The sequence below is a fragment of the Erwinia sp. ErVv1 genome (genome assembly GCF_900068895.1).
Classification (GTDB): Bacteria; Pseudomonadota; Gammaproteobacteria; order Enterobacterales; family Enterobacteriaceae; genus Erwinia.
This window is the reverse complement of sequence record NZ_CDPK01000005.1, coordinates 98,536-115,565: the sequence shown is the minus strand read 5'-3', so window position 1 is coordinate 115,565 and position 17,030 is coordinate 98,536. Positions and strand designations below refer to the sequence as shown.

Below are 17,030 nucleotides of genomic sequence, written 5' to 3'. Positions count from 1 at the left end.
TACGACCCGAATGAAGCATACAGCCCGCTGGCACGGGTTGACCATTTGTGTGACGACAGTCGCGGAGAGATTCTCTGGTTCAGTACCGACCTTAACGGTGCACCGCTGGATATCACTGATGAGCAGGGCCAGCTCCGGTGGAGCGGACATTACGGGAGCTTTGGTGAGGTTACCCGACAGACGGAAGGTTTTCACCGACTTGCACGGCAAACTGCCCTGCACCATCAGCCGCTGCGCTATGCCGGGCAGTACGCTGACAGCGAGACCGGACTGCACTATAATCTGTTCCGGTATTACGATCCGCAGATTGGACGCTTTACGGTACAGGATCCGATTGGGCTGGCGGGTGGCNAGACCGGACTGCACTATAATCTGTTCCGGTATTACGATCCGCAGATTGGACGCTTTACGGTACAGGATCCGATTGGGCTGGCGGGTGGCTGGAACCTTTATCAGTATGCTCCGAATCCGCTGGGGTGGATTGATCCGTGGGGGCTATCAAGATATCCCGGGGTGGATTTCTCAGGAAGTGATGCACTTTATCCGCATGGTGAGAATATTGTAAAAATACCAATGACAGGTAGTCGTTATGGCGATTTTAAAGCAGCAAATGAATTGGCAAATTACACAAACTCAGTTGGGAATGTTACAGGTAAATCACATCCAGATGGCTATACCTGGCACCATTTAAATGATTATGATCCCCTAACGAATACTTCTACCATGCAACTTGTAGAGACAAGCGCTCACGAAGCCACGTTCCCTCACTCCGGTTCAGTAAGCCAATACGAACAGTATCATGTTGTAAAATATGAATCACTTGAAGCCAAAAAAATTGCAAAATCATTGAATTGTAAATAGTTAGGAGCATTATGTACTCAGAAGACTTGAAATTTTATGAAGATGATGAAGGCATTGCTGTCGATTTGATCTTAAAAGCATTCGGTTCGGATGAAATACAGTGTGTTAATCTTGAGTCTGAATCACCAGATCAAAAGATGAAAGATGATATTTCTTACTTAATTTCTCACCAAAATGAATTTTTACAAAAGATCCAAAAAGGGGTCAGTGAATATTGCATTAAAACTTACAATCAAGAATTACCAGACCTTAAAATTATAAAACTGTACGTATTCCCAGATAAAGAAAATGAATATGGTTTTATGTTTTCCACAACAATTGATAGAGAACATGGAATTGGCGTGAAATTGAAAGGAGAAAACATAGAGAAAATCGGTAGCAGCGAAACCGCATTTATGTAGATAACATTATTCAAAATAAAATCAGATAATTATACCGATAACCTGGACTGTACCTTTAAAGTTAGATAGTTAACTAATTAAGCTACAGTTCTGGACTCATCTACTTTCTTGCTTATAGGATTATTTCTTATTCTATTAAATTTCTATTCACGAAAAAATAGGGCTTTAGAAATAGTCGGGTTCAGGAGTTTCACGGTCAGTGAAAGGCACGATTTTGCTGCACTGTATGATGTCCCGGAGGTGAAAGAGCCTGCTAACCTGAAAATGTTTAATGTGGTAATCGCTTTCCAGATTATGCTCTCCGATTGCAGGCTTGTTCTCACCTAACGAAGCGGTGAGTATCGGGTGGCCTGAGAATATCTGTTCTTCCTGATTTTGGTTAAGCGTTGCAAAATGCTGTTCAATGGTTGACTCAAAATTTAAATATATTTGCTGGCTGTACCTGAACTTCTGGCAAAGCTCATCTACGTTAAGATCCAGCAAGGCGTCATTGCTATCAGGGTTGAACCGCTTTCTCAGCGCCAGCATTTTTTCTGTTTTTGTCATTATGTTGCCCGGTCTTTATGTCGTTACACCACTATATGCAACATCAACAATTAGCCAATGGTCAAAGGCTAACGCTTTCAGGGGAGGTTATAGTAAGGGGTCTGTACCGTGCTAAATAAGTACGCCAGTAAATATGCGAGAGAAAAAATGGGAAGCCTTATGACAGAGGATTTCGTAACTGATTGATTTTATGGTGCGATACCAGGAATGAATTAAACCATATAACTTATTGATTAATATCATAAAAAACAAAACACAAAAATCCATCTATACACAAAGCTATACACATTGGTGGAAGCGTGCATGGTTGGACACGCCTTGCGCTCCCTCTCCTTATCTACCATTCACTGAACCAAAAACTTTACTCACAGTCATGACCAGTTAATCAGGGAAGTTGAAGTCTGGCACGTAAATGACTTTTTATCTTTTCCAGAAAAGTGCGTACGGTTTCTCCCCAGGGTTCAGGATAGAACTCTCTCTGACTGATGGTTTCAAACTCTTCTGTAAGTGCTTCATCATTTAACAACAGTAAGTTCTCAGCTTCCTGACAGACTTTCTCTGCTGTTTTTTGGTTCTCAGTTTCTAAGTAACTGTCCAGTACTTCTTCTACCGTTTCGCCAAACAGATCGTAATCCTGACCAAAAAACACCCGAATAAGCGTTCCAATATTTTTATAGCTTTTATTCATTGCCAGCCTCAAAAAGAAGGATATGCAGTAAGAAGATAATAGGGTTTGCCGTTAAACACTTTGCGGTGCAGAACAATCCTGACGGCATAAGCATCCAGACGAGTTGTACTACCCTGCCTGAAACCATAACCGACTACGGTTCGGGCCTGCCAGGTTAATTCCAGTATGCTTTCGCTTTTAGCTGTGGCCCAGTAGATTATCTTCCATCGATTGGCTTTCAAACCGGCGCTTATTAATTTCTCTGCCTGCTCAATACTGACAAACGAACTTGCAAGAGGCGTTTTAGGGCTTCGCGCAAGACGCGCCAGCAAATCCGCTTCAGGAATATTTACATGCTTAGCAATAGTATGCCCGCCAGCCTTAATACCTTTGACGGCTTCATGCTCAGCCAGCTTTAGCTTACCAAAGCGAACAGAGGAGACACGTGCCGCTCCGGCAGCAAATGCAAAAGCCACAGGAACAGAAACATCTACGGTCAACCCTATGTTCATTGCGGTCTTATCATCCGCGCCAAGCTTTTTAGCCGCCGCAGCTGCTACCTGAAAAGTTGCTGTACGTGTATTTGTGCCTGTTAGTACCTGATTAGCGGCAGCATGAATGCTATCCAGGCTATGTGCGCCAACTACAACGCATGCCGCCTTAGTCAGTCCGGTTGGATCTGGCGCTATGCATAGCGCGGTTGCTCCAGTTAATTCAAGCGTCCCTAATGCCAGATTCAGCCCACCGTATAAACGGTTACTGAGCGTTTCACCTTCCGTAACGGTTTTATCAGAGAGCGCAGCAGTAAGCTGAACCGGGGACATCACGATTTTTATGCCATCATCCATAATGAAACCTCATATAAATAGTAGATACGCGGCCAGATTGTATCCATATTTCAGGTTTTAGCTCCACTGACAGCTAAAAAAAAGATTTTATGGAAAAGTGTTCACCCTGTTCACCTTTGAGTTTTATCATTTACATTCATACAGTTAAGTGGTGATCACTTTAGTTGGTACTCTTCACCACTCTTCACCCGGGGTGAACACTGTTCACCTTCAGGCATAAAAAAACCGGCCGGGGCCGGTTTGGTGTTTATCGTCTGGCTTATGCATCACAGCGCGGCAGCCAGTCGGCCTCGCAGTCTTCGCTCAGCTCCAGACTGGTCTGGATACCGTTCTTCGTCTTGCGCTTCAACAGCTCAATTTCATACTCCTTCAGCGTCTGCGGCACCGCCTGGCCGAACGCCGTCAGGCTCATGGGGTGCTGATGACCTCTGGCCTCCATAAAGGACAGATAAGCGTGATACAGGTAACGACGCGGGTTCATGGGCCGGATATTGGCGTTGCCGATAAACAGCCCGGTCGGCGTGCTCAGCGGCGTCAGGTAGCCGCAGAAGTCGACCAGCGGGTCGGCGCTGCGCTTGATTTCCAGCGCCTCTTCCGACGACTGCTGCGCCTGCAACAGCTCGCGGGCGTCGGCCGGGCGGGTGAAGCGCTGCATCAGGTGGCGCACGATAACGGCCAGCTCACCGGCAATCTTTTCCAGCAGCTTTGGATCGCGTTCGTTTGCCGGTATCACGTCAGGGAACGGCAGGATAACCCGGCGACGGGAGACGCCGCCGCTGCGGTCGCTGAAGCGCATCGGGTTATTGTTCACCGCCAGTATCACCGCCGGGATGTGCGTTGAATAGGCGTCGCGGTACTTCGGGTCAATCGCCACGGCGTCGCCGCCGGTAATGGCTTTAATGCCCGCGCCGTCGCCGCTCCACTTCTCCTGGTCCGGCAGGATTATTAAGGAGTAGCCCACGACCGAGGCGCGTTCCCGTGACGACTCCAGCGTGTCGATGGTGGCGGCCGTGGTGTTGTCTTCTCCGGCCAGCAGGCGGGCAATGGACGCCATCACGCTTTTCCCGCTGCCGCCGGGGCCGGTGACTTCAAGGAACAGCTGCCAGTCGTAGCGGTTCGCCAGCACCATAAATAGCGCCGCGAGGATACGCTCCTGCTTCGCCTCATTGCGCCCGGCCGCCCGCGTCAGCCACTGCCAGAAGTGCGGCGCATCGTCGGCCAGATTCTCGCCCGCTTTCGGCGTGGTGTAGTCGACGCTGTTGATAGTGCGGAGCCAGTGCTCTTTTTTGTGCGGGCCGAAGGTGCCGGTCGCGGTGTCAAACACGCCGTTGCGAAAGCCAATCAGCCGCCGGGCCGGTGCGCCCATCTGTGGCACCATCAGCTTGAGCGTGTCCACGATGCCGCCGATACCGGTGGCGGAGAACGGCGCGCGCACCTTCTGAAACAGCGCGGCGATTTCCCGGCTTAATACCCGGTACGGCAGCACCTGCCACGCGCCGCCCTCGTAGCGGCAGAGGTCTTCGCCCACCATTGGTACGGCCAGCGTGTTGAGGTAGTGCGCAGCCAGCAGTTCGGCTTTCTGGCTGGCGCTCATCGCCTTCAGGTCGGCCTCGCTCACCGACTCAAACGGGCTGAGCGCTTTCGGCTGGGTAAAAGCGGTCAGCATCGCCTGAGCAGCTGTTTCCCCCTGTGACTGAAAGACGTCGTTCCAGTCACCGCACACCGGCGGCAGGGCCGTTTTGCCGTTACAGCGCTTCGCCGCCGCTTCGGCGCGCAGCTGGCCGGTGCCGTTCTCGTCATTGTCGGCGGCAGTCAGTATCAGCGCCTCCGGGTATTCGGCATGCAGGCGTTCGGCCAGCGCGGGCAGGTTGTTGGCGCTTAAGGCGACATAAACCGCCTGGCCGGTCAGCCGGTGCACCGTCAGGCCGGTGGCGTACCCTTCGGTCAGCCAGAGCGTGTTGCCGTGTTCGCCCAGGCGGTGGAATGCCTCTTTCACCTGGCCGCCCGCCAGGGTGCGTTTGGTGCCGTCCGCGTTTATCAGCTGGGCGTTAATCGTTTCGCCGGAAATGTCGGTCAGCGGCACAATCAGGTCGCCCGGCTGATAGGTGGTATCGCTGATACGCTTTGAAGTGGTCAGCGTCAGAACGGGGGTTTCAGCCAGCCCCTTGCCGGTCAGGTAGGCGTTACCGGTCTGTGTTTTCGCACCGGCAATAAGCCGTGCAGCCTCTTTTGCGGCGTTAAGGCGCGCCCGTGCCTTTTCTTCACCGGTTTTCTCTGCGGATGCCTGTTCCTGCTTAACCGGCAGGGTGCCAATCAGCCCGGCCACCCGGCAGGCGGCCTCCCTGGTGTTGACGTCCAGCGCTTTTTCAACCAGCGCCAGCCCGTCGCCCGCGCCGCACTGGTTGCAGACCCACGTCCCGCGCCCGGCCTGATTGTCAAAGCGGAAGCGGTCTTTCCCGCCGCAGACCGGGCACGGCGAGTGCTGTCCGGCAGCGTTGATGCTGATACCCAACGCGGGCAGCAGCTGAGGCCAGTGACCGGCGGCAGCGCGCACGGTGTCGGTGACGATATGTTTCATGCGGCCTCCTTAATGCAGCGTGGCTTTGGACGCGGCCAGGCAGCCACACAGCAGTTCATCCATCATGGTTTCCCCCATGCGCGTCAGTCGCGGCGCGGCGACCAGCACGTCGGGCTGTACCATTTCGCTGAGCATGGTGCAGGCCATGTCCATGCCGTTTTCCGGGCCGTACCTGCGCACGTAATAACCCTCAAGCTCCAGGGCGATTGTCATCTGCACCTCGTCCAGCGAGGCAGACACGTCGAGCCCGTAGTGCTCGCAGGCAGAAAGATAGCCCTGGGCAACGGCGCGGCGGTAAACGGCGGTGCGAACCTCAACGGGCAGGCAGGACTGATTACTGAAATTGTTAGCTGTCACGGGCGGAGACCTCCATATCGGTGAGCATGACGGATTCACAGGTGCTGACCACTTTACCCAGCTGGTCGGTAAGCAGCGCCACCACGGACGCCAGCGCGTCGCTGTCCGGGCCGCCATGGCGGTTGCCGGAGCATTCGATAACGTCCAGCATGTCGAGCACGGTCACACCCACGCTGTGGGCATGCTGAAGACGCAGGAAATCAGCGTGCGGGATAGGGTAGCTGGCGTGGCCGTTGAGTCGGGCGGAAAGCGTGTTCATGCAGCCACCTCACAGTGCGGCAGGCGACCGGCAAAAGAGAGCACGTAATCGCGGGCCAGCAGACGGCGGGCGGCGGATTCGGTTTCGGCAGTGGTGCGCAGCATGCAGGGACGGGCGGCGGTATCGGCGCGGCGCACGGCGGCAAAAAGAAAGGTGAACTGCATGCGTGCAGGGATAAGGGTTGCGGCCATAGTGGCTGTCTCCATTGAGTGACGGTTAACGCCACCACCGGAGCTGCAAATCTCAATGGTGGTGGCCCGAACGGGGTTTGCAGTACCGGCCTCAATGGATACCGGCCAGCCCGAAGGCTGCCCCGCCCGGGTCACCATTACGCAGACGAGACAACGGTGTAAGAACCGCTGCCCGTAAAATGGGTGCACCAGGGCAATGACACAAAAAAACACGCGTGGCGCGTGCTGTGTCGCCATTGAGTTACACGGGCTGCAAATCCCGGCTGCCGATTTTGCGGCAGCGGGGAAACTGTATACCGGTGGCCCGCCAGAAAAAAGCCTTTTTTTACACATCGGGCCTTTTTCCTTAGCAATCGGTCAGGACGTGATCGGACTGCGGCGGATTTGATCGGAAGTTCTCGCTTTGTGCGCCCCTGCTTCCCTTTGCAGGCTGCGGCTGCTCAGTGAGCACGGAAATATGGCCGTGGCGGCCGCTGGTAAACGCGGGCAGCGTGGCTTTTTTGCCACCGACGGCGGAAAGCAGGCTTTCGGCCACGTACACGGCTTCTTCCTGGCTGAGCGGGTAGCTGCGGCTGCCAAAGTTAAGCTTGATCATGCCGCACCTCCGGCACGCTGGGCGATGCGGGCCTGCATCCAGTCGTCAATCTCCGACGCCAGCCATGCGACGTTCTTGCCGCCGAGGGAAATCTGTGACGGAAACTGCTCGCGGCAAATCAGGTCGTAAATGGTGGAGCGGGACAGGCCGCAGGTGCTGATAACTTCCGGCAGGCGCATAAAGCGGTCACGGGGGTATTGCAGGTCGTTTACGGACGGCGTGGCCGGTGCTGAAGGTATGGCGGTGGAAAGCATGGTGTTACCTCATTCTGAATCCGGGCGGCGCTGGCCGGTTCCGGTCGTGTGTGCTGGTAACCCCCTATTGTGAGAATATTTTTGCCCGTGTAAACAAGCCGCCGTCCGGTGGTAAATGAGCAAAATCGCGTTTTGTTGCATCCTGTTGCTCACTGTTTATCAACGATTGTCAGAGATTGTCATTTATAAAAAACTGACCTGAAATTCAGATTAATTAACAGGTAATAACAATCAAAAAATGCTCGCCAGAAAAAGGCTGTTTTAAAAGCGGGTGAACAGTGGTGAACACCTGGTGAACAGTTCATTCTCAAGTGTTCACCCCTTTACTTACTGTATTTATTATCTTTTTTCTAGAGGTGAAGAGTAGTGAACAGTTTTATATAAAACTAAAACCTCAGTGGGGGTATCCGGTGAAAATACAGCCCTGTTTGGTGAGCGACAGGCAGACAGCAATGAAATGATTTGTCCGGTGGTGAACGACAGAATAGCGACACACTTTACAGACGGAGAGACAACGCTATGAGCACCCCGGAAAAAAGCCCTGCACTGAAGCGCCTGGCAGATGCACGTACCGCCCATACGGCACAGATGATGAAAATCAACGATATTACCGCCGCCATTGCCCGCAGCAAAAAAGAGCGTGAGGCAGCCATTGAAAACGGGAAAGAGGCGGAAACTAACTGGCGTACCCGTTTTCGCGACCTGCGCGGGGCCATCACGCCGGAGCTGCGCGCCGAGCACAGCCAGCGCATCGCCAGCCGCGAGCTGGCTGAAGAGTTCACTGGCCTGATTGAAGAACTGGAGTTTGAGCATGAGGGAGAAACGATAAATGCCGTGCGCACCGGTCGCGCTTATGTTGACGCGCACAGCACGGCCTTTACACAGTACGTGAACGGCCAGTGGGACGCAGCCATGCGCAACGTCAGCCCGACGCTGGTACGCGCCATCCGGCTGAAGCTGCTGTTGCTCAGGCTCAACGACCAGGGCCGCCATACCGACCCGCAACACGAGGAGCCGGAGGTCATACTCGCCCGTGAAGTGGGTAAACTGCTGACCGGCAAAGCGGAAGACGCACGGCTGGATATGGATGCCGAGCCGGTGCTGTCGGAGATGGGGCTTTATCGCCCCGCGCTGACCGGCGTGGATATGCGCCTGTATAACAGCCCGTGCGCTATGCACCTGCTGGTACAGGGGCGTAAAGAGAAGCTTGAAAGAAAACAGCAGAAGGAAAGCCAGGCATGATGCACTGCCCGTACTGCAAAAGCCCGGCGCATGCCAAATCAAGCCGCTATATGTCCGAACAGGTGAAGGAGCGCTATCACCAGTGCACTAACCTCGACTGCTCCTGCTCGTTCAAAACCAGCGAGAGCATCACCAAAGTCATCACCGCGCCGCCGCAGCCCGAACCGGTTCCCGCAATTACCCCGGAGCCGGTAAAAGAACGCCAGACGCTGGGCCGCTACGGCTCGTCCTTCCGCACTCTCCACTGACCACACCGGCCGCTTAAACAGCGGCTTTTTTGTGTCCGCTTTTCGTCCTTTCAGCGCCCTTTTTCTGGCCAGCCGGTTTGTAAAGAGCAATGCATGCATAGGGTGCATGATTTTGCATGCAGAATGCGGGACATCATACACCCATTCAGCCCACGCCCGGCGCGGCTTTGCCCGGTTCATGCAGCTGCATAAAAAACGATGCATAAAGCGGGCAGGCGAGGCGGGGGNGAGCGTGGCTCCAACTTGCCACCTGAATCAAAGGGTTTCTCAAGCTCGACGTTAATTACTTCTTCCTTGCCATAAAGCTCCTCATAAGTGACTTTGAATTGATCACTCTCTCTAAAAAACTTAAATATCGGCCACTCAAGCAAATTTTCTTTTTTTAGATCATCTGAATCACAAGATTTCCTCATCAAATGTGAGGCCGAATCAAAATCATCATTAAGAATCCTCTCAGCCATTCGTAACATTGGAATCCTAGTACTCCAATCACATTCTTTTAACAAGGAAGAACATTTAACTTCGTCCCCGGAATATTTATATGCAATAGCAATATTTATTAAAAGCATTACTTTAACCATCTCTTTAAAACCTTGAAATGGGGGTGTTTGAAATAGAGGTACAACACTTATCACAAGCTGATACTTCTCGCTTTGCAAAAGTTCAAAAGATGTACTCAATGCACTATCCCCAATAATACCACTCTCTTCGCTTGATATTTTACTCCAAAGAACATGGGTGATTTTTATAGCCATTTCTGACAAAACATGAATAGCATTAAATATATATTTATTTGATGCATAAAGCCGAGAGCCAACATTTAATTCTTTTGTTTTTATTGAGTTATCCGAGCAATTCTTTAGATACTGTGATGACACAACACCTTTACAGTGCACAAACAAGTTTCTTCTTTCTGTAATTTCTATAAAATCCTTAAGGACAGGCAATCCACTCCTCAAGCTTATAGAAAATTTTTTTTCCAGTATGGATATCTGCTCAATATGACTTTTACGTAATAAACTCTCCACATCCTTTTCAATAACATAATCTTTAATCTTATCAATACTGCCAAATTCTACAACCTCCTTGAAAGAAAACTCTTTTTCAAAATTATTTACTACCTCTGGCTTCTTCTTATAAATCTCTTTTATTAAGCCACCAAGGAAAGCATCATACTCACTTACAATCGACACAAGGAAGTTTTGCGGAACAACCCGCAAAAGCATGGCGGATTTATTAAGGTTCAAATTTAATTTTTTAAAATAGGCTAATTTACTACGCGGTATCGATTGTACTTTTACATCCTTCCCTTCTTTTTTTACAGTAACTTCCCGACCGTATTCACTTACAAAGGTGACATAATCTTTCTGTTTCTTATCGAAATCATCCCTCAAGCTCTCCTTTAATGATGGAAGTATATCCTCTATGCTTTCAAGCATTTGTAAAAATGAATTTAGGTTGTTCTTAATGTTATTATTAGCCATTTGCATTCTCTTTAATTATTGATTTTGAATACCATGACAACATTTCTCTTCTTTGCTCTAAATATTGTGCATGGTTATAAGTGCCACGAATACTATTTTTATCAACGTGTGCTAACTGCATCTCAATCCATGCTGTGTTGTAGCCTTGTTCATGCAAAATGGTTGACATGGTATGCCTGAAACCGTGCCCGGTTACTCTGCCGCCGTAACCAATACGTTTGATCGCCTGATTTATACTTGCTTCGCTCATAGGTTTGCTCGGTTCGTTACGGCCAGGGAAAACGTACCTGTAGTTTCCCGTCATAGTTTGGATTTGCTTAACTAAATCTAACGCTTGTTGAGATAGCGGCACAAGATGTGAGCGCCGTTTTTTCATTCTTTCTGCAGGAATTTCCCATAGTGCTTCATCCAGATTAAACTCTTTCCACTCGGCTGCTCGTAGTTCAATGGTTCTGACGCCTGTTAGTATCAATAACTTAGTAGCCAGAACGACCAAAATGCTCCCGCTATAAGCATTGAGAGCTTTGAGAAAATCAGGAATTTCTTCAGCTGTCAGGAAAGGGAAGTGTTTAGATTGATGAACGCTAAGCGCAGTTGATAGGTCGGCTGCTGCATTGTACTCCGCTCTACCCGTCGCTATAGAATAACGGAATACCTCAGCACACCGTTGGCGAACTTTACGCATCTTTTCCAGCGCGCCACGGGCCTCAATTTTTCGCAGCACATTAAGTAATTCCAGCGGCTTTATCTCAGCGATGGGTCTATCTCCAACATACGGAAAAATATCATTAGTGAAAGCTTCCATAATATCGCTGGCATATCCTGGTGACCATTTTGCACTTTTAAGACCGTGCCATTCACGCGCCAGTGCTTCAAACGTATTCTCAACACCGATTTTTAAGGCACGCTTCTGTTCTTTTCGGGCTTCGCTGGGGTTGATGCCATCGGACACCTGCTTACGCGCTTCTTCCCTACGCTGTCTGGCATCAGCAAGCGTAACCACAGGATAAACACCAAACGAGATCATTTTAGGCTTGTCCGCATAGCGATAGCGGAACCGCCAGCTTTTACTGCCGTTAGGCTCAATAAGGAGGGAAAGGCCGAGGCCGTCGCTAAGCGTATAGGCTTTATCTTCAACCTTGGCGCGACGAATTTGCATATCGTTAAGACGCATGTGTATAGAATTTCCAGACCGAACAGAGTTATACACGATCCTATACACTTTTCTATCTGGATTCTACTGGATGACCTCGGACTAATACGGATGAAAAACTAATAAATTGTTTGTTTTTAAAGGAATTTTTGGACTTTCGGGGATAATTACGGATGAGGATATGGTGCCGATACCAGGAGTCGAACCTGGGACCTTCGCATTACGAATGCGCTGCTCTACCAACTGAGCTATATCGGCTTGGGGAGGTGAACTACGGGGCGTTACGTTAAGAAAAAATGCCCGGGGAGTCAAGGGGGCGCGAATCAGTCGCCGCTTTTTTCATCTGGCGGCAAGGCAAACCTCGGGTGATTCTCCTCCTTTCCTAGCCTGCTGCTCTTTCTCTACCCCCAACTTACTTCCCCCACTCACCTGCTGCTCTTTCTCTGCTCCCAACTTACTTCCCCCACTCACTACCCTACTTCCTTCCCTCCCTAACCATTCTGACCGCCAGGCCTGCCAGCACCGTACCCATTATCCAGCGCTGGAGCTTCTGCCAGCCGGGGCGCTGGGCGAGAAAGGTGGCGATAGTGCCGGCGGCGAAGATAATCATACTGTTGACGATAATGCTGGTCACAATCTGGGTGAAGCCGAGTATAAGCGACTGCATCAGCACCTGCCCCTGTTCGGGACGGATAAACTGCGGCAGCAGGCTGAGGTAGATGACGGCGGTTTTGGGGTTTAACAGGTTGGTCAGCAGGCCCATGGTGAAGAGCTTAGGATCGCTGTCGGGCGGCAGGTTGCGCAGCTGAAAGGGCGATCTGCCGCCGAATACCGCCTGCCAGGCCATATACAGCAGGTAAAGCGCCCCGGCAATGCGCAGCGCGTCGTACGCCAGCGGCACCGCCATAATCAGCGCGGTGATGCCCATTGCGGCACAGAGCATATAAAATATAAAGCCTAGCGCCACGCCGCTTAGCGAGATATAACCCGCGCGGCGGCCCTGGCACAGCGAGCGGGAAATCAGGTAGATCATATTTGGCCCCGGCGTCAGCACCAGCCCAAGGGCGATGGCGGCGAAGGGAAAAAGCTGTGAAAACGTCACCATACTTGACTCTCCCTGCGCACCTGGCGCCGGTGGTTATGATGCTAAAGCGTTAACCGCGCACGGTATCGCTGCCAAAACCTATCCATTTATAGGTCGTGAGCGCCTCCAGACCCATCGGGCCGCGCGCATGCAGCTTCTGCGTGCTGACCGCCACCTCTGCGCCCAGGCCAAACTGGCCGCCGTCGGTGAAGCGGGTGCTGGCGTTAACGTACACCGCCGAGGAGTCGACCTCATTCACAAAGCGGTTTGAGTTGTGCAGGCTGCGGGTGAGGATCGCATCCGAATGCTGGGTGCCATATTCGCGAATGTGCGCGATGCCCTGATCCAGAGAGTCCACCAGCACCACGTTCAGATCCAGCGACAGCCACTCGTCGCGCAGCTGGGCGTCGGTGACCGGGGTAACGTCGGCCGGGCCGTTTTGCAGCAGCGGCAGCGAGCGCGGGTCGGCGTGAAGCCTGATGCCCGCCTCCGCCATGCTGTGGCTCAGCACGGGCAGGAAGCTTTCTGCCACGTCCGCATGAACCAGCAGCGTCTCCAGTGAATTACAGGCGCTGGGGCGCTGTTTTTTGGCGTTGATAATCACCTTCAGCGCCGCCTGCTGCTCGATATCGCTGTCGACAAAGATGTGGCAGACGCCAATGCCGCCGGTGATCACCGGGATGGTCGACTGTTCGCGGCACAGCTTATGTAAATTCGCGCCGCCGCGAGGGATCAGCATATCCACATAGCGATCCAGCTTCAGCAGCTGATTAACCCATTCGCGATCGGGGCTTTCAATCGCCTGGACGGCCCCGGCCGGTAAACCATGCTGACGCAGCGCGTCCTGAATAACGCGAACCGTTGCGCCGTTAGTGCGCCAGGTTTCCTTCCCACCGCGCAGGATAGAGGCGTTGCCGGTCTTCAGGCAGAGCGCGGCGACGTCGATGGTGACGTTGGGGCGCGCTTCATAAATAACCGCCACCACGCCCAGCGGCACGCGGCGACGCTCAATGCGCAGGCCGCTGTCCAGCAGGCCGCCGTCCAGCACCACGCCGACCGGATCGGCCAGGCGGCAGACCTGGCGCACATCGTCGGCGATGGCTTTCAGCCGTGCCGGGTTGAGCATCAGGCGATCCAGCAGCGCTTCGCTCAGGCCGTTCTGGCGCGCGTCGGCCAGATCGCGCTCATTTGCGGTGAGGATTTCAGCGCTCTGTGCTTCCAGGCGGTCGGCGATGGTCATCAGGACCCGGTTTTTCTCTGCGGTGGAGAGCACCGACAGCGCATAAGATGCCGCTTTCGCGGCTTTACCCATTTCTTCCAGCATGCCCTGCTCCTTAGCTGACGATCATATCATCGCGGTGAACGGCAACCGGACCATATTCATAACCTAAAATTTCGCTGATTCGCTGGGAGTGATGCCCGGCAATCATGCGCATCGCATCGCTGTTGTAGCGGCTGACGCCGTGCGCCACATCCCGCCCCTGGAGGCTGCGGATACGGATCACTTCGCCTCGTGAGAAGTTGCCGCCGATATCGCGAATGCCCTTTGGCAGCAGCGAGCTGCCCCGCTCGAGGATCGCCGAAAGCGCACCGTCATCGACGGTGATTTCGCCCGCTGGCGGTGCGCCGAAGATCCAGCGCTTGCGGTTCTCAAGCGGCGTTTCCAGCGCGTGAAAGCGGGTACCGACCGGGTTGCTGGCGATGACGTCACCAATGACGCCTGCACGGCTACCGGCGGCGATAATCGTATCAATGCCCGCCCGGCAGGCGATATCCGCTGCCTGTAGCTTGGTGGTCATGCCGCCGGTGCCCAGACCGGAGACGCTGTCACCCGCCAGCGCACGCAGCGCATCGTCAACGCCGTGCACGTCGCGGATCAGCTCCGCTGACGGGTTGTTACGCGGATCGGCGGTAAACAGCCCCTGCTGATCGGTCAGCAGCAGCAGCTTATCCGCACCGGCCAGAATCGCCGCCAGCGCCGAGAGGTTATCGTTATCGCCCACTTTGATTTCCGCCGTGGCAACCGCGTCGTTTTCATTGATCACCGGCACGATGTGGTTATCCAGCAGCGCCCGCAGCGTATCCCGCGCATTCAGAAAGCGTTCGCGATCTTCAAGGTCGGCGCGGGTCAGCAGCATCTGCCCAATGTGGATGCCGTAAATAGAGAACAGCTGCTCCCACAGCTGAATCAACCTGCTCTGCCCCACCGCAGCCAGCAGCTGCTTTGAGGCGATGGTCGGCGGCAGTTCCGGGTAGCCAAGATGCTCACGTCCGGCGGCCATCGCCCCGGAGGTCACAATCACAATGCGGTGGCCCGCCGCGTGCTGCTGCGCACACTGACGCACCAGTTCGACGATATGTGCCCGGTTCAGCCGACGCGATCCGCCGGTTAATACGCTGGTCCCCAGTTTCACTACCAGGGTCTGGCTGCTGCTCATTATTTCCTGCCGTTACGTGAGAGGTCTGCAAGAAGACGTTTTATCAGGTGTGGTGCTGGAAGCCAACAGGGGAGCGGGAAAAAGGCAAAAAACAGCCTTATTTCAAACCCGTTAAATAATTCATTTTAATTCCAAATGTGTAAATATGTAATAAAAATATCATATTCATCCTGTAGAACGTCTCTGCGTTCAGAGCACTCTGGAAGCCAAAATAATATTCAGACATTCGGGATTGATAGCAAAATGAAGAACACAGCACTGACCTTTTTAATCACAGCACTGGCTTTATCCTCTTCTGCTCAGGCCGCGGAAGTTTATAACAAAGACGGTAATAAATTAGATCTCTACGGGAAAGTCAAAGGCCTGCACTATTTTAGCGACAACGCGGGATACAGCGGGGACAAATCCTACGTGCGCATGGGCTTTAAGGGCCAGACGCAGATTAACGATTTGGTGACCGGTTACGGCCAGTGGGAATACCACTTTAACGCCAGCAACTCTGAAGGTTCTGATGCCAATACGGGGAACAAAACGCGCCTGGGCTTTGCCGGGCTAAAGTTCGGTCCTTTTGGTTCCATCGATTATGGTCGAAACTATGGCGTGCTTTACGACGTTGAAGCCTGGACAGATATGCTGCCGGAGTTCGGCGGCGGCGCAACCATGCGCTCCGACAACTATATGACTCAGCGCACCAGCGGTGTAGCGACCTACCGCAACAGCAACTTCTTCGGGCTGGTTGACGGCCTTAAGTTTGCTTTGCAATACCAGGGTAAAAACGACGCCGGCTCGGCTAATTCTCGCACCGATGTGAGCCGCCAGAACGGTGATGGTTACGGCGCCTCTACCGCGTATGCGCTGGGCAACACGGGCGTGAGTATCAGCGGGGCTTACACCTCTTCTGACCGCACCGACCAGCAGACCGCTCGCCGCTGGGGCAAGGGTGATAAAGCGGATTCGTGGGGAGCGGGCCTGAAATATGATGCTAACAGCGTTTATCTGGCGGCGATCTACACCGAAACGCGGAATATGACGCCCATCAGCGGTACAGCGGTCATCAATAACGTGAAAACCTCTGTTTCTGGCGCAGCGAATAAGGCACAGAATATAGAACTGGTTGCACAGTATCAGTTCGACTCCGGCCTGCGTCCTTCCCTGGGCTGGGTACAGACCAAAGGTAAAGACATCGAAGGCCTGGGCGACGTTGACCTGGTGAAATATGTTGATGTGGGCGCCACCTGGTATTTCAATAAGAACATGAATACCTATGTCGATTACCAAATCAACCAGCTTTCCAGCGACAACAAATTGGGTCTCAAGAATGACGATGTGGTGGCGGTAGGAATTGTCTATCAGTTCTGAATATTACCCTCATGACAGATAAAACAGGGCTGGCAATGTCCAGCCCTCTTTCCTCGTCAGGCGGTCAGCTTAACCGGTTCATCCGCAAAGTCGGCGGCGGGCTTCAGGCCCAGCTCCAGCTCTTCCAGCAGCGCTTTAAGACGCACGTGGAAATTACGCAGCGTCTCTTCCAGTCGCTCGTTGTTTTCCTTACCCTTAATGGCGCTCGGCTTCCAGTTTCCTTCTTTGTCGAACAGACCAAAGTAGTATTCGTAGGTGAAGTGGTCGCTTTCAGCATTCAGCTCCATCCACCAGCCCCAGAACTCACGCAGCTCCGGTGCCGGTTTCACATTGACGCAAACGGCCAGGCAGTCAAAGAAAAAGCGATCGCCTTCGCACTTAGCTTCACGGATATAGGGTCCCAGAGAACCAAAGCGCTTCATTAAGCGGCTCTTAGGATGCCCACTTGGTAACGTCATTGTAAAA

At 52.8% G+C, this 17,030-nt stretch carries 19 protein-coding genes and 1 tRNA gene; 5 read left to right on the top strand and 15 right to left on the bottom strand.

The genetic code is table 11. From position 1 onward, the window contains the following. Both A1830_RS23770 and A1830_RS09245 read left to right on the top strand, forming a co-directional pair. A partial coding sequence (locus tag A1830_RS23770; RefSeq protein ID WP_197473314.1) for an RHS repeat-associated core domain-containing protein occupies nt 1-861 on the top strand: 861 nt, incomplete at its 5' end. An 11-nt stretch (nt 862-872) separates the two neighbouring features. Continuing rightward, a complete protein-coding gene (locus A1830_RS09245; protein ID WP_067704993.1) occupies nt 873-1,262 on the top strand; it encodes a DUF6985 domain-containing protein in 390 nt (129 codons plus the stop codon). Between the two features lie 165 nt (nt 1,263-1,427). Here the strand turns inward: A1830_RS09245 and A1830_RS09240 are convergent, their stop codons facing one another. The 9 genes from A1830_RS09240 to A1830_RS09200 form a co-directional block, all read right to left on the bottom strand. Then, a complete protein-coding gene (locus tag A1830_RS09240) occupies nt 1,428-1,808 on the bottom strand; it encodes a hypothetical protein (RefSeq protein WP_067704982.1) in 381 nt (126 codons plus the stop codon). Between the two features lie 385 nt (nt 1,809-2,193). After that, on the bottom strand, nt 2,194-2,496 hold the full coding sequence (locus tag A1830_RS09235; protein ID WP_067704980.1) for a contact-dependent growth inhibition system immunity protein: 303 nt from the start codon (nt 2,494-2,496) through the stop codon (nt 2,194-2,196). 8 nt (nt 2,497-2,504) lie between these two features. Then, nucleotides 2,505-3,323 (bottom strand): RNase A-like domain-containing protein, encoded by an 819-nt coding sequence (locus tag A1830_RS09230; protein WP_067704976.1) that lies wholly within the window; start codon nt 3,321-3,323, stop codon nt 2,505-2,507. 259 nt (nt 3,324-3,582) lie between these two features. After that, nucleotides 3,583-5,901, bottom strand: a complete 2,319-nt coding sequence (locus A1830_RS09225) for a primase-helicase zinc-binding domain-containing protein (RefSeq protein ID WP_067704973.1) — start codon at nt 5,899-5,901, stop codon at nt 3,583-3,585. Nucleotides 5,902-5,910: 9 nt separating this feature from the next. Beyond that, nucleotides 5,911-6,258 (bottom strand): DUF5375 family protein, encoded by a 348-nt coding sequence (locus tag A1830_RS09220; RefSeq protein ID WP_067704972.1) that lies wholly within the window; start codon nt 6,256-6,258, stop codon nt 5,911-5,913. Then, entirely contained in the window at nt 6,248-6,517 is a 270-nt protein-coding gene (locus A1830_RS09215) for a hypothetical protein (protein ID WP_067704969.1), read from the bottom strand. Before A1830_RS09215 ends, A1830_RS09220 begins: the two co-directional genes overlap by 11 nt. Next, the gene (locus A1830_RS21335; protein ID WP_073980986.1) at nt 6,514-7,041 is read right to left on the bottom strand and encodes a host cell division inhibitor Icd-like protein; all 528 of its coding nucleotides are present in this window, start codon (nt 7,039-7,041) and stop codon (nt 6,514-6,516) included. Before A1830_RS21335 ends, A1830_RS09215 begins: the two co-directional genes overlap by 4 nt. Before the next feature lie 13 nt (nt 7,042-7,054). Beyond that, the gene (locus A1830_RS09205; RefSeq protein ID WP_067704961.1) at nt 7,055-7,303 is read right to left on the bottom strand and encodes a hypothetical protein; all 249 of its coding nucleotides are present in this window, start codon (nt 7,301-7,303) and stop codon (nt 7,055-7,057) included. Next, on the bottom strand, nt 7,300-7,557 hold the full coding sequence (locus A1830_RS09200; protein ID WP_067704958.1) for a helix-turn-helix transcriptional regulator: 258 nt from the start codon (nt 7,555-7,557) through the stop codon (nt 7,300-7,302). The genes A1830_RS09205 and A1830_RS09200 overlap by 4 nt, the downstream gene beginning before the upstream one ends. A gap of 519 nt (nt 7,558-8,076) precedes the next feature. On the opposite strand from A1830_RS09200, the gene A1830_RS09195 reads away from it, so the two are divergent. Together A1830_RS09195 and A1830_RS09190 are read left to right on the top strand one after the other, a co-directional pair. Then, nucleotides 8,077-8,799, top strand: a complete 723-nt coding sequence (locus A1830_RS09195; RefSeq protein ID WP_067704956.1) for a hypothetical protein — start codon at nt 8,077-8,079, stop codon at nt 8,797-8,799. Continuing rightward, nucleotides 8,796-9,047 (top strand): ogr/Delta-like zinc finger family protein, encoded by a 252-nt coding sequence (locus tag A1830_RS09190; protein ID WP_067704952.1) that lies wholly within the window; start codon nt 8,796-8,798, stop codon nt 9,045-9,047. The genes A1830_RS09195 and A1830_RS09190 overlap by 4 nt, the downstream gene beginning before the upstream one ends. 1,476 nt (nt 9,048-10,523) lie before the next feature. On the opposite strand, the gene A1830_RS09180 is transcribed toward A1830_RS09190, so the two are convergent. From A1830_RS09180 to proB, 5 genes are all read right to left on the bottom strand, one after another. After that, nucleotides 10,524-11,705 carry a tyrosine-type recombinase/integrase gene (locus tag A1830_RS09180; protein WP_067704946.1) on the bottom strand — a complete coding sequence of 394 codons (1,182 nt, stop codon included), beginning with the start codon at nt 11,703-11,705 and terminating at the stop codon, nt 10,524-10,526. A 161-nt stretch (nt 11,706-11,866) separates the two neighbouring features. Next, nucleotides 11,867-11,942: transfer RNA gene (locus A1830_RS09175), tRNA-Thr, on the bottom strand. A gap of 217 nt (nt 11,943-12,159) precedes the next feature. Continuing rightward, complete coding sequence (locus A1830_RS09170) at nt 12,160-12,789, bottom strand: LysE family translocator (RefSeq protein WP_067704944.1); 630 nt, start codon at nt 12,787-12,789, stop codon at nt 12,160-12,162. A gap of 49 nt (nt 12,790-12,838) precedes the next feature. Continuing rightward, entirely contained in the window at nt 12,839-14,092 is a 1,254-nt protein-coding gene (gene proA / locus A1830_RS09165) for a glutamate-5-semialdehyde dehydrogenase (protein WP_067704942.1), read from the bottom strand. 10 nt (nt 14,093-14,102) lie between these two features. Continuing rightward, a complete protein-coding gene (proB, locus tag A1830_RS09160) occupies nt 14,103-15,206 on the bottom strand; it encodes a glutamate 5-kinase (RefSeq protein ID WP_067704940.1) in 1,104 nt (367 codons plus the stop codon). Nucleotides 15,207-15,449: 243 nt separating this feature from the next. On the opposite strand from proB, the gene A1830_RS09155 reads away from it, so the two are divergent. Further along, a complete protein-coding gene (locus tag A1830_RS09155) occupies nt 15,450-16,565 on the top strand; it encodes a porin (RefSeq protein WP_067704936.1) in 1,116 nt (371 codons plus the stop codon). Between the two features lie 56 nt (nt 16,566-16,621). Here A1830_RS09155 and crl read toward each other — a convergent pair whose 3' ends face one another. After that, entirely contained in the window at nt 16,622-17,023 is a 402-nt protein-coding gene (crl, locus tag A1830_RS09150; RefSeq protein ID WP_067704923.1) for a sigma factor-binding protein Crl, read from the bottom strand. Nucleotides 17,024-17,030: the final 7 nt, after the last annotated feature.

Bases quoted from the DNA above. Each gene is read 5' to 3' on its own strand.
- A1830_RS09245 (WP_067704993.1), top strand. From the start codon at position 873: ATGTACTCAGAAGACTTGAAATTTTATGAAGATGATGAAGGCATTGCT.
- A1830_RS09240 (WP_067704982.1), bottom strand. From the start codon at position 1,808: ATGACAAAAACAGAAAAAATGCTGGCGCTGAGAAAGCGGTTCAACCCT.
- A1830_RS09235 (WP_067704980.1), bottom strand. From the start codon at position 2,496: ATGAATAAAAGCTATAAAAATATTGGAACGCTTATTCGGGTGTTTTTT.
- A1830_RS09230 (WP_067704976.1), bottom strand. From the start codon at position 3,323: ATGGATGATGGCATAAAAATCGTGATGTCCCCGGTTCAGCTTACTGCT.
- A1830_RS09225 (WP_067704973.1), bottom strand. From the start codon at position 5,901: ATGAAACATATCGTCACCGACACCGTGCGCGCTGCCGCCGGTCACTGG.
- A1830_RS09215 (WP_067704969.1), bottom strand. From the start codon at position 6,517: ATGAACACGCTTTCCGCCCGACTCAACGGCCACGCCAGCTACCCTATC.
- A1830_RS21335 (WP_073980986.1), bottom strand. From the start codon at position 7,041: ATGTGTAAAAAAAGGCTTTTTTCTGGCGGGCCACCGGTATACAGTTTC.
- A1830_RS09205 (WP_067704961.1), bottom strand. From the start codon at position 7,303: ATGATCAAGCTTAACTTTGGCAGCCGCAGCTACCCGCTCAGCCAGGAA.
- A1830_RS09200 (WP_067704958.1), bottom strand. From the start codon at position 7,557: ATGCTTTCCACCGCCATACCTTCAGCACCGGCCACGCCGTCCGTAAAC.
- A1830_RS09195 (WP_067704956.1), top strand. From the start codon at position 8,077: ATGAGCACCCCGGAAAAAAGCCCTGCACTGAAGCGCCTGGCAGATGCA.
- A1830_RS09190 (WP_067704952.1), top strand. From the start codon at position 8,796: ATGATGCACTGCCCGTACTGCAAAAGCCCGGCGCATGCCAAATCAAGC.
- A1830_RS09180 (WP_067704946.1), bottom strand. From the start codon at position 11,705: ATGCGTCTTAACGATATGCAAATTCGTCGCGCCAAGGTTGAAGATAAA.
- A1830_RS09170 (WP_067704944.1), bottom strand. From the start codon at position 12,789: ATGGTGACGTTTTCACAGCTTTTTCCCTTCGCCGCCATCGCCCTTGGG.
- proA (WP_067704942.1), bottom strand. From the start codon at position 14,092: ATGCTGGAAGAAATGGGTAAAGCCGCGAAAGCGGCATCTTATGCGCTG.
- proB (WP_067704940.1), bottom strand. From the start codon at position 15,206: ATGAGCAGCAGCCAGACCCTGGTAGTGAAACTGGGGACCAGCGTATTA.
- A1830_RS09155 (WP_067704936.1), top strand. From the start codon at position 15,450: ATGAAGAACACAGCACTGACCTTTTTAATCACAGCACTGGCTTTATCC.
- crl (WP_067704923.1), bottom strand. From the start codon at position 17,023: ATGACGTTACCAAGTGGGCATCCTAAGAGCCGCTTAATGAAGCGCTTT.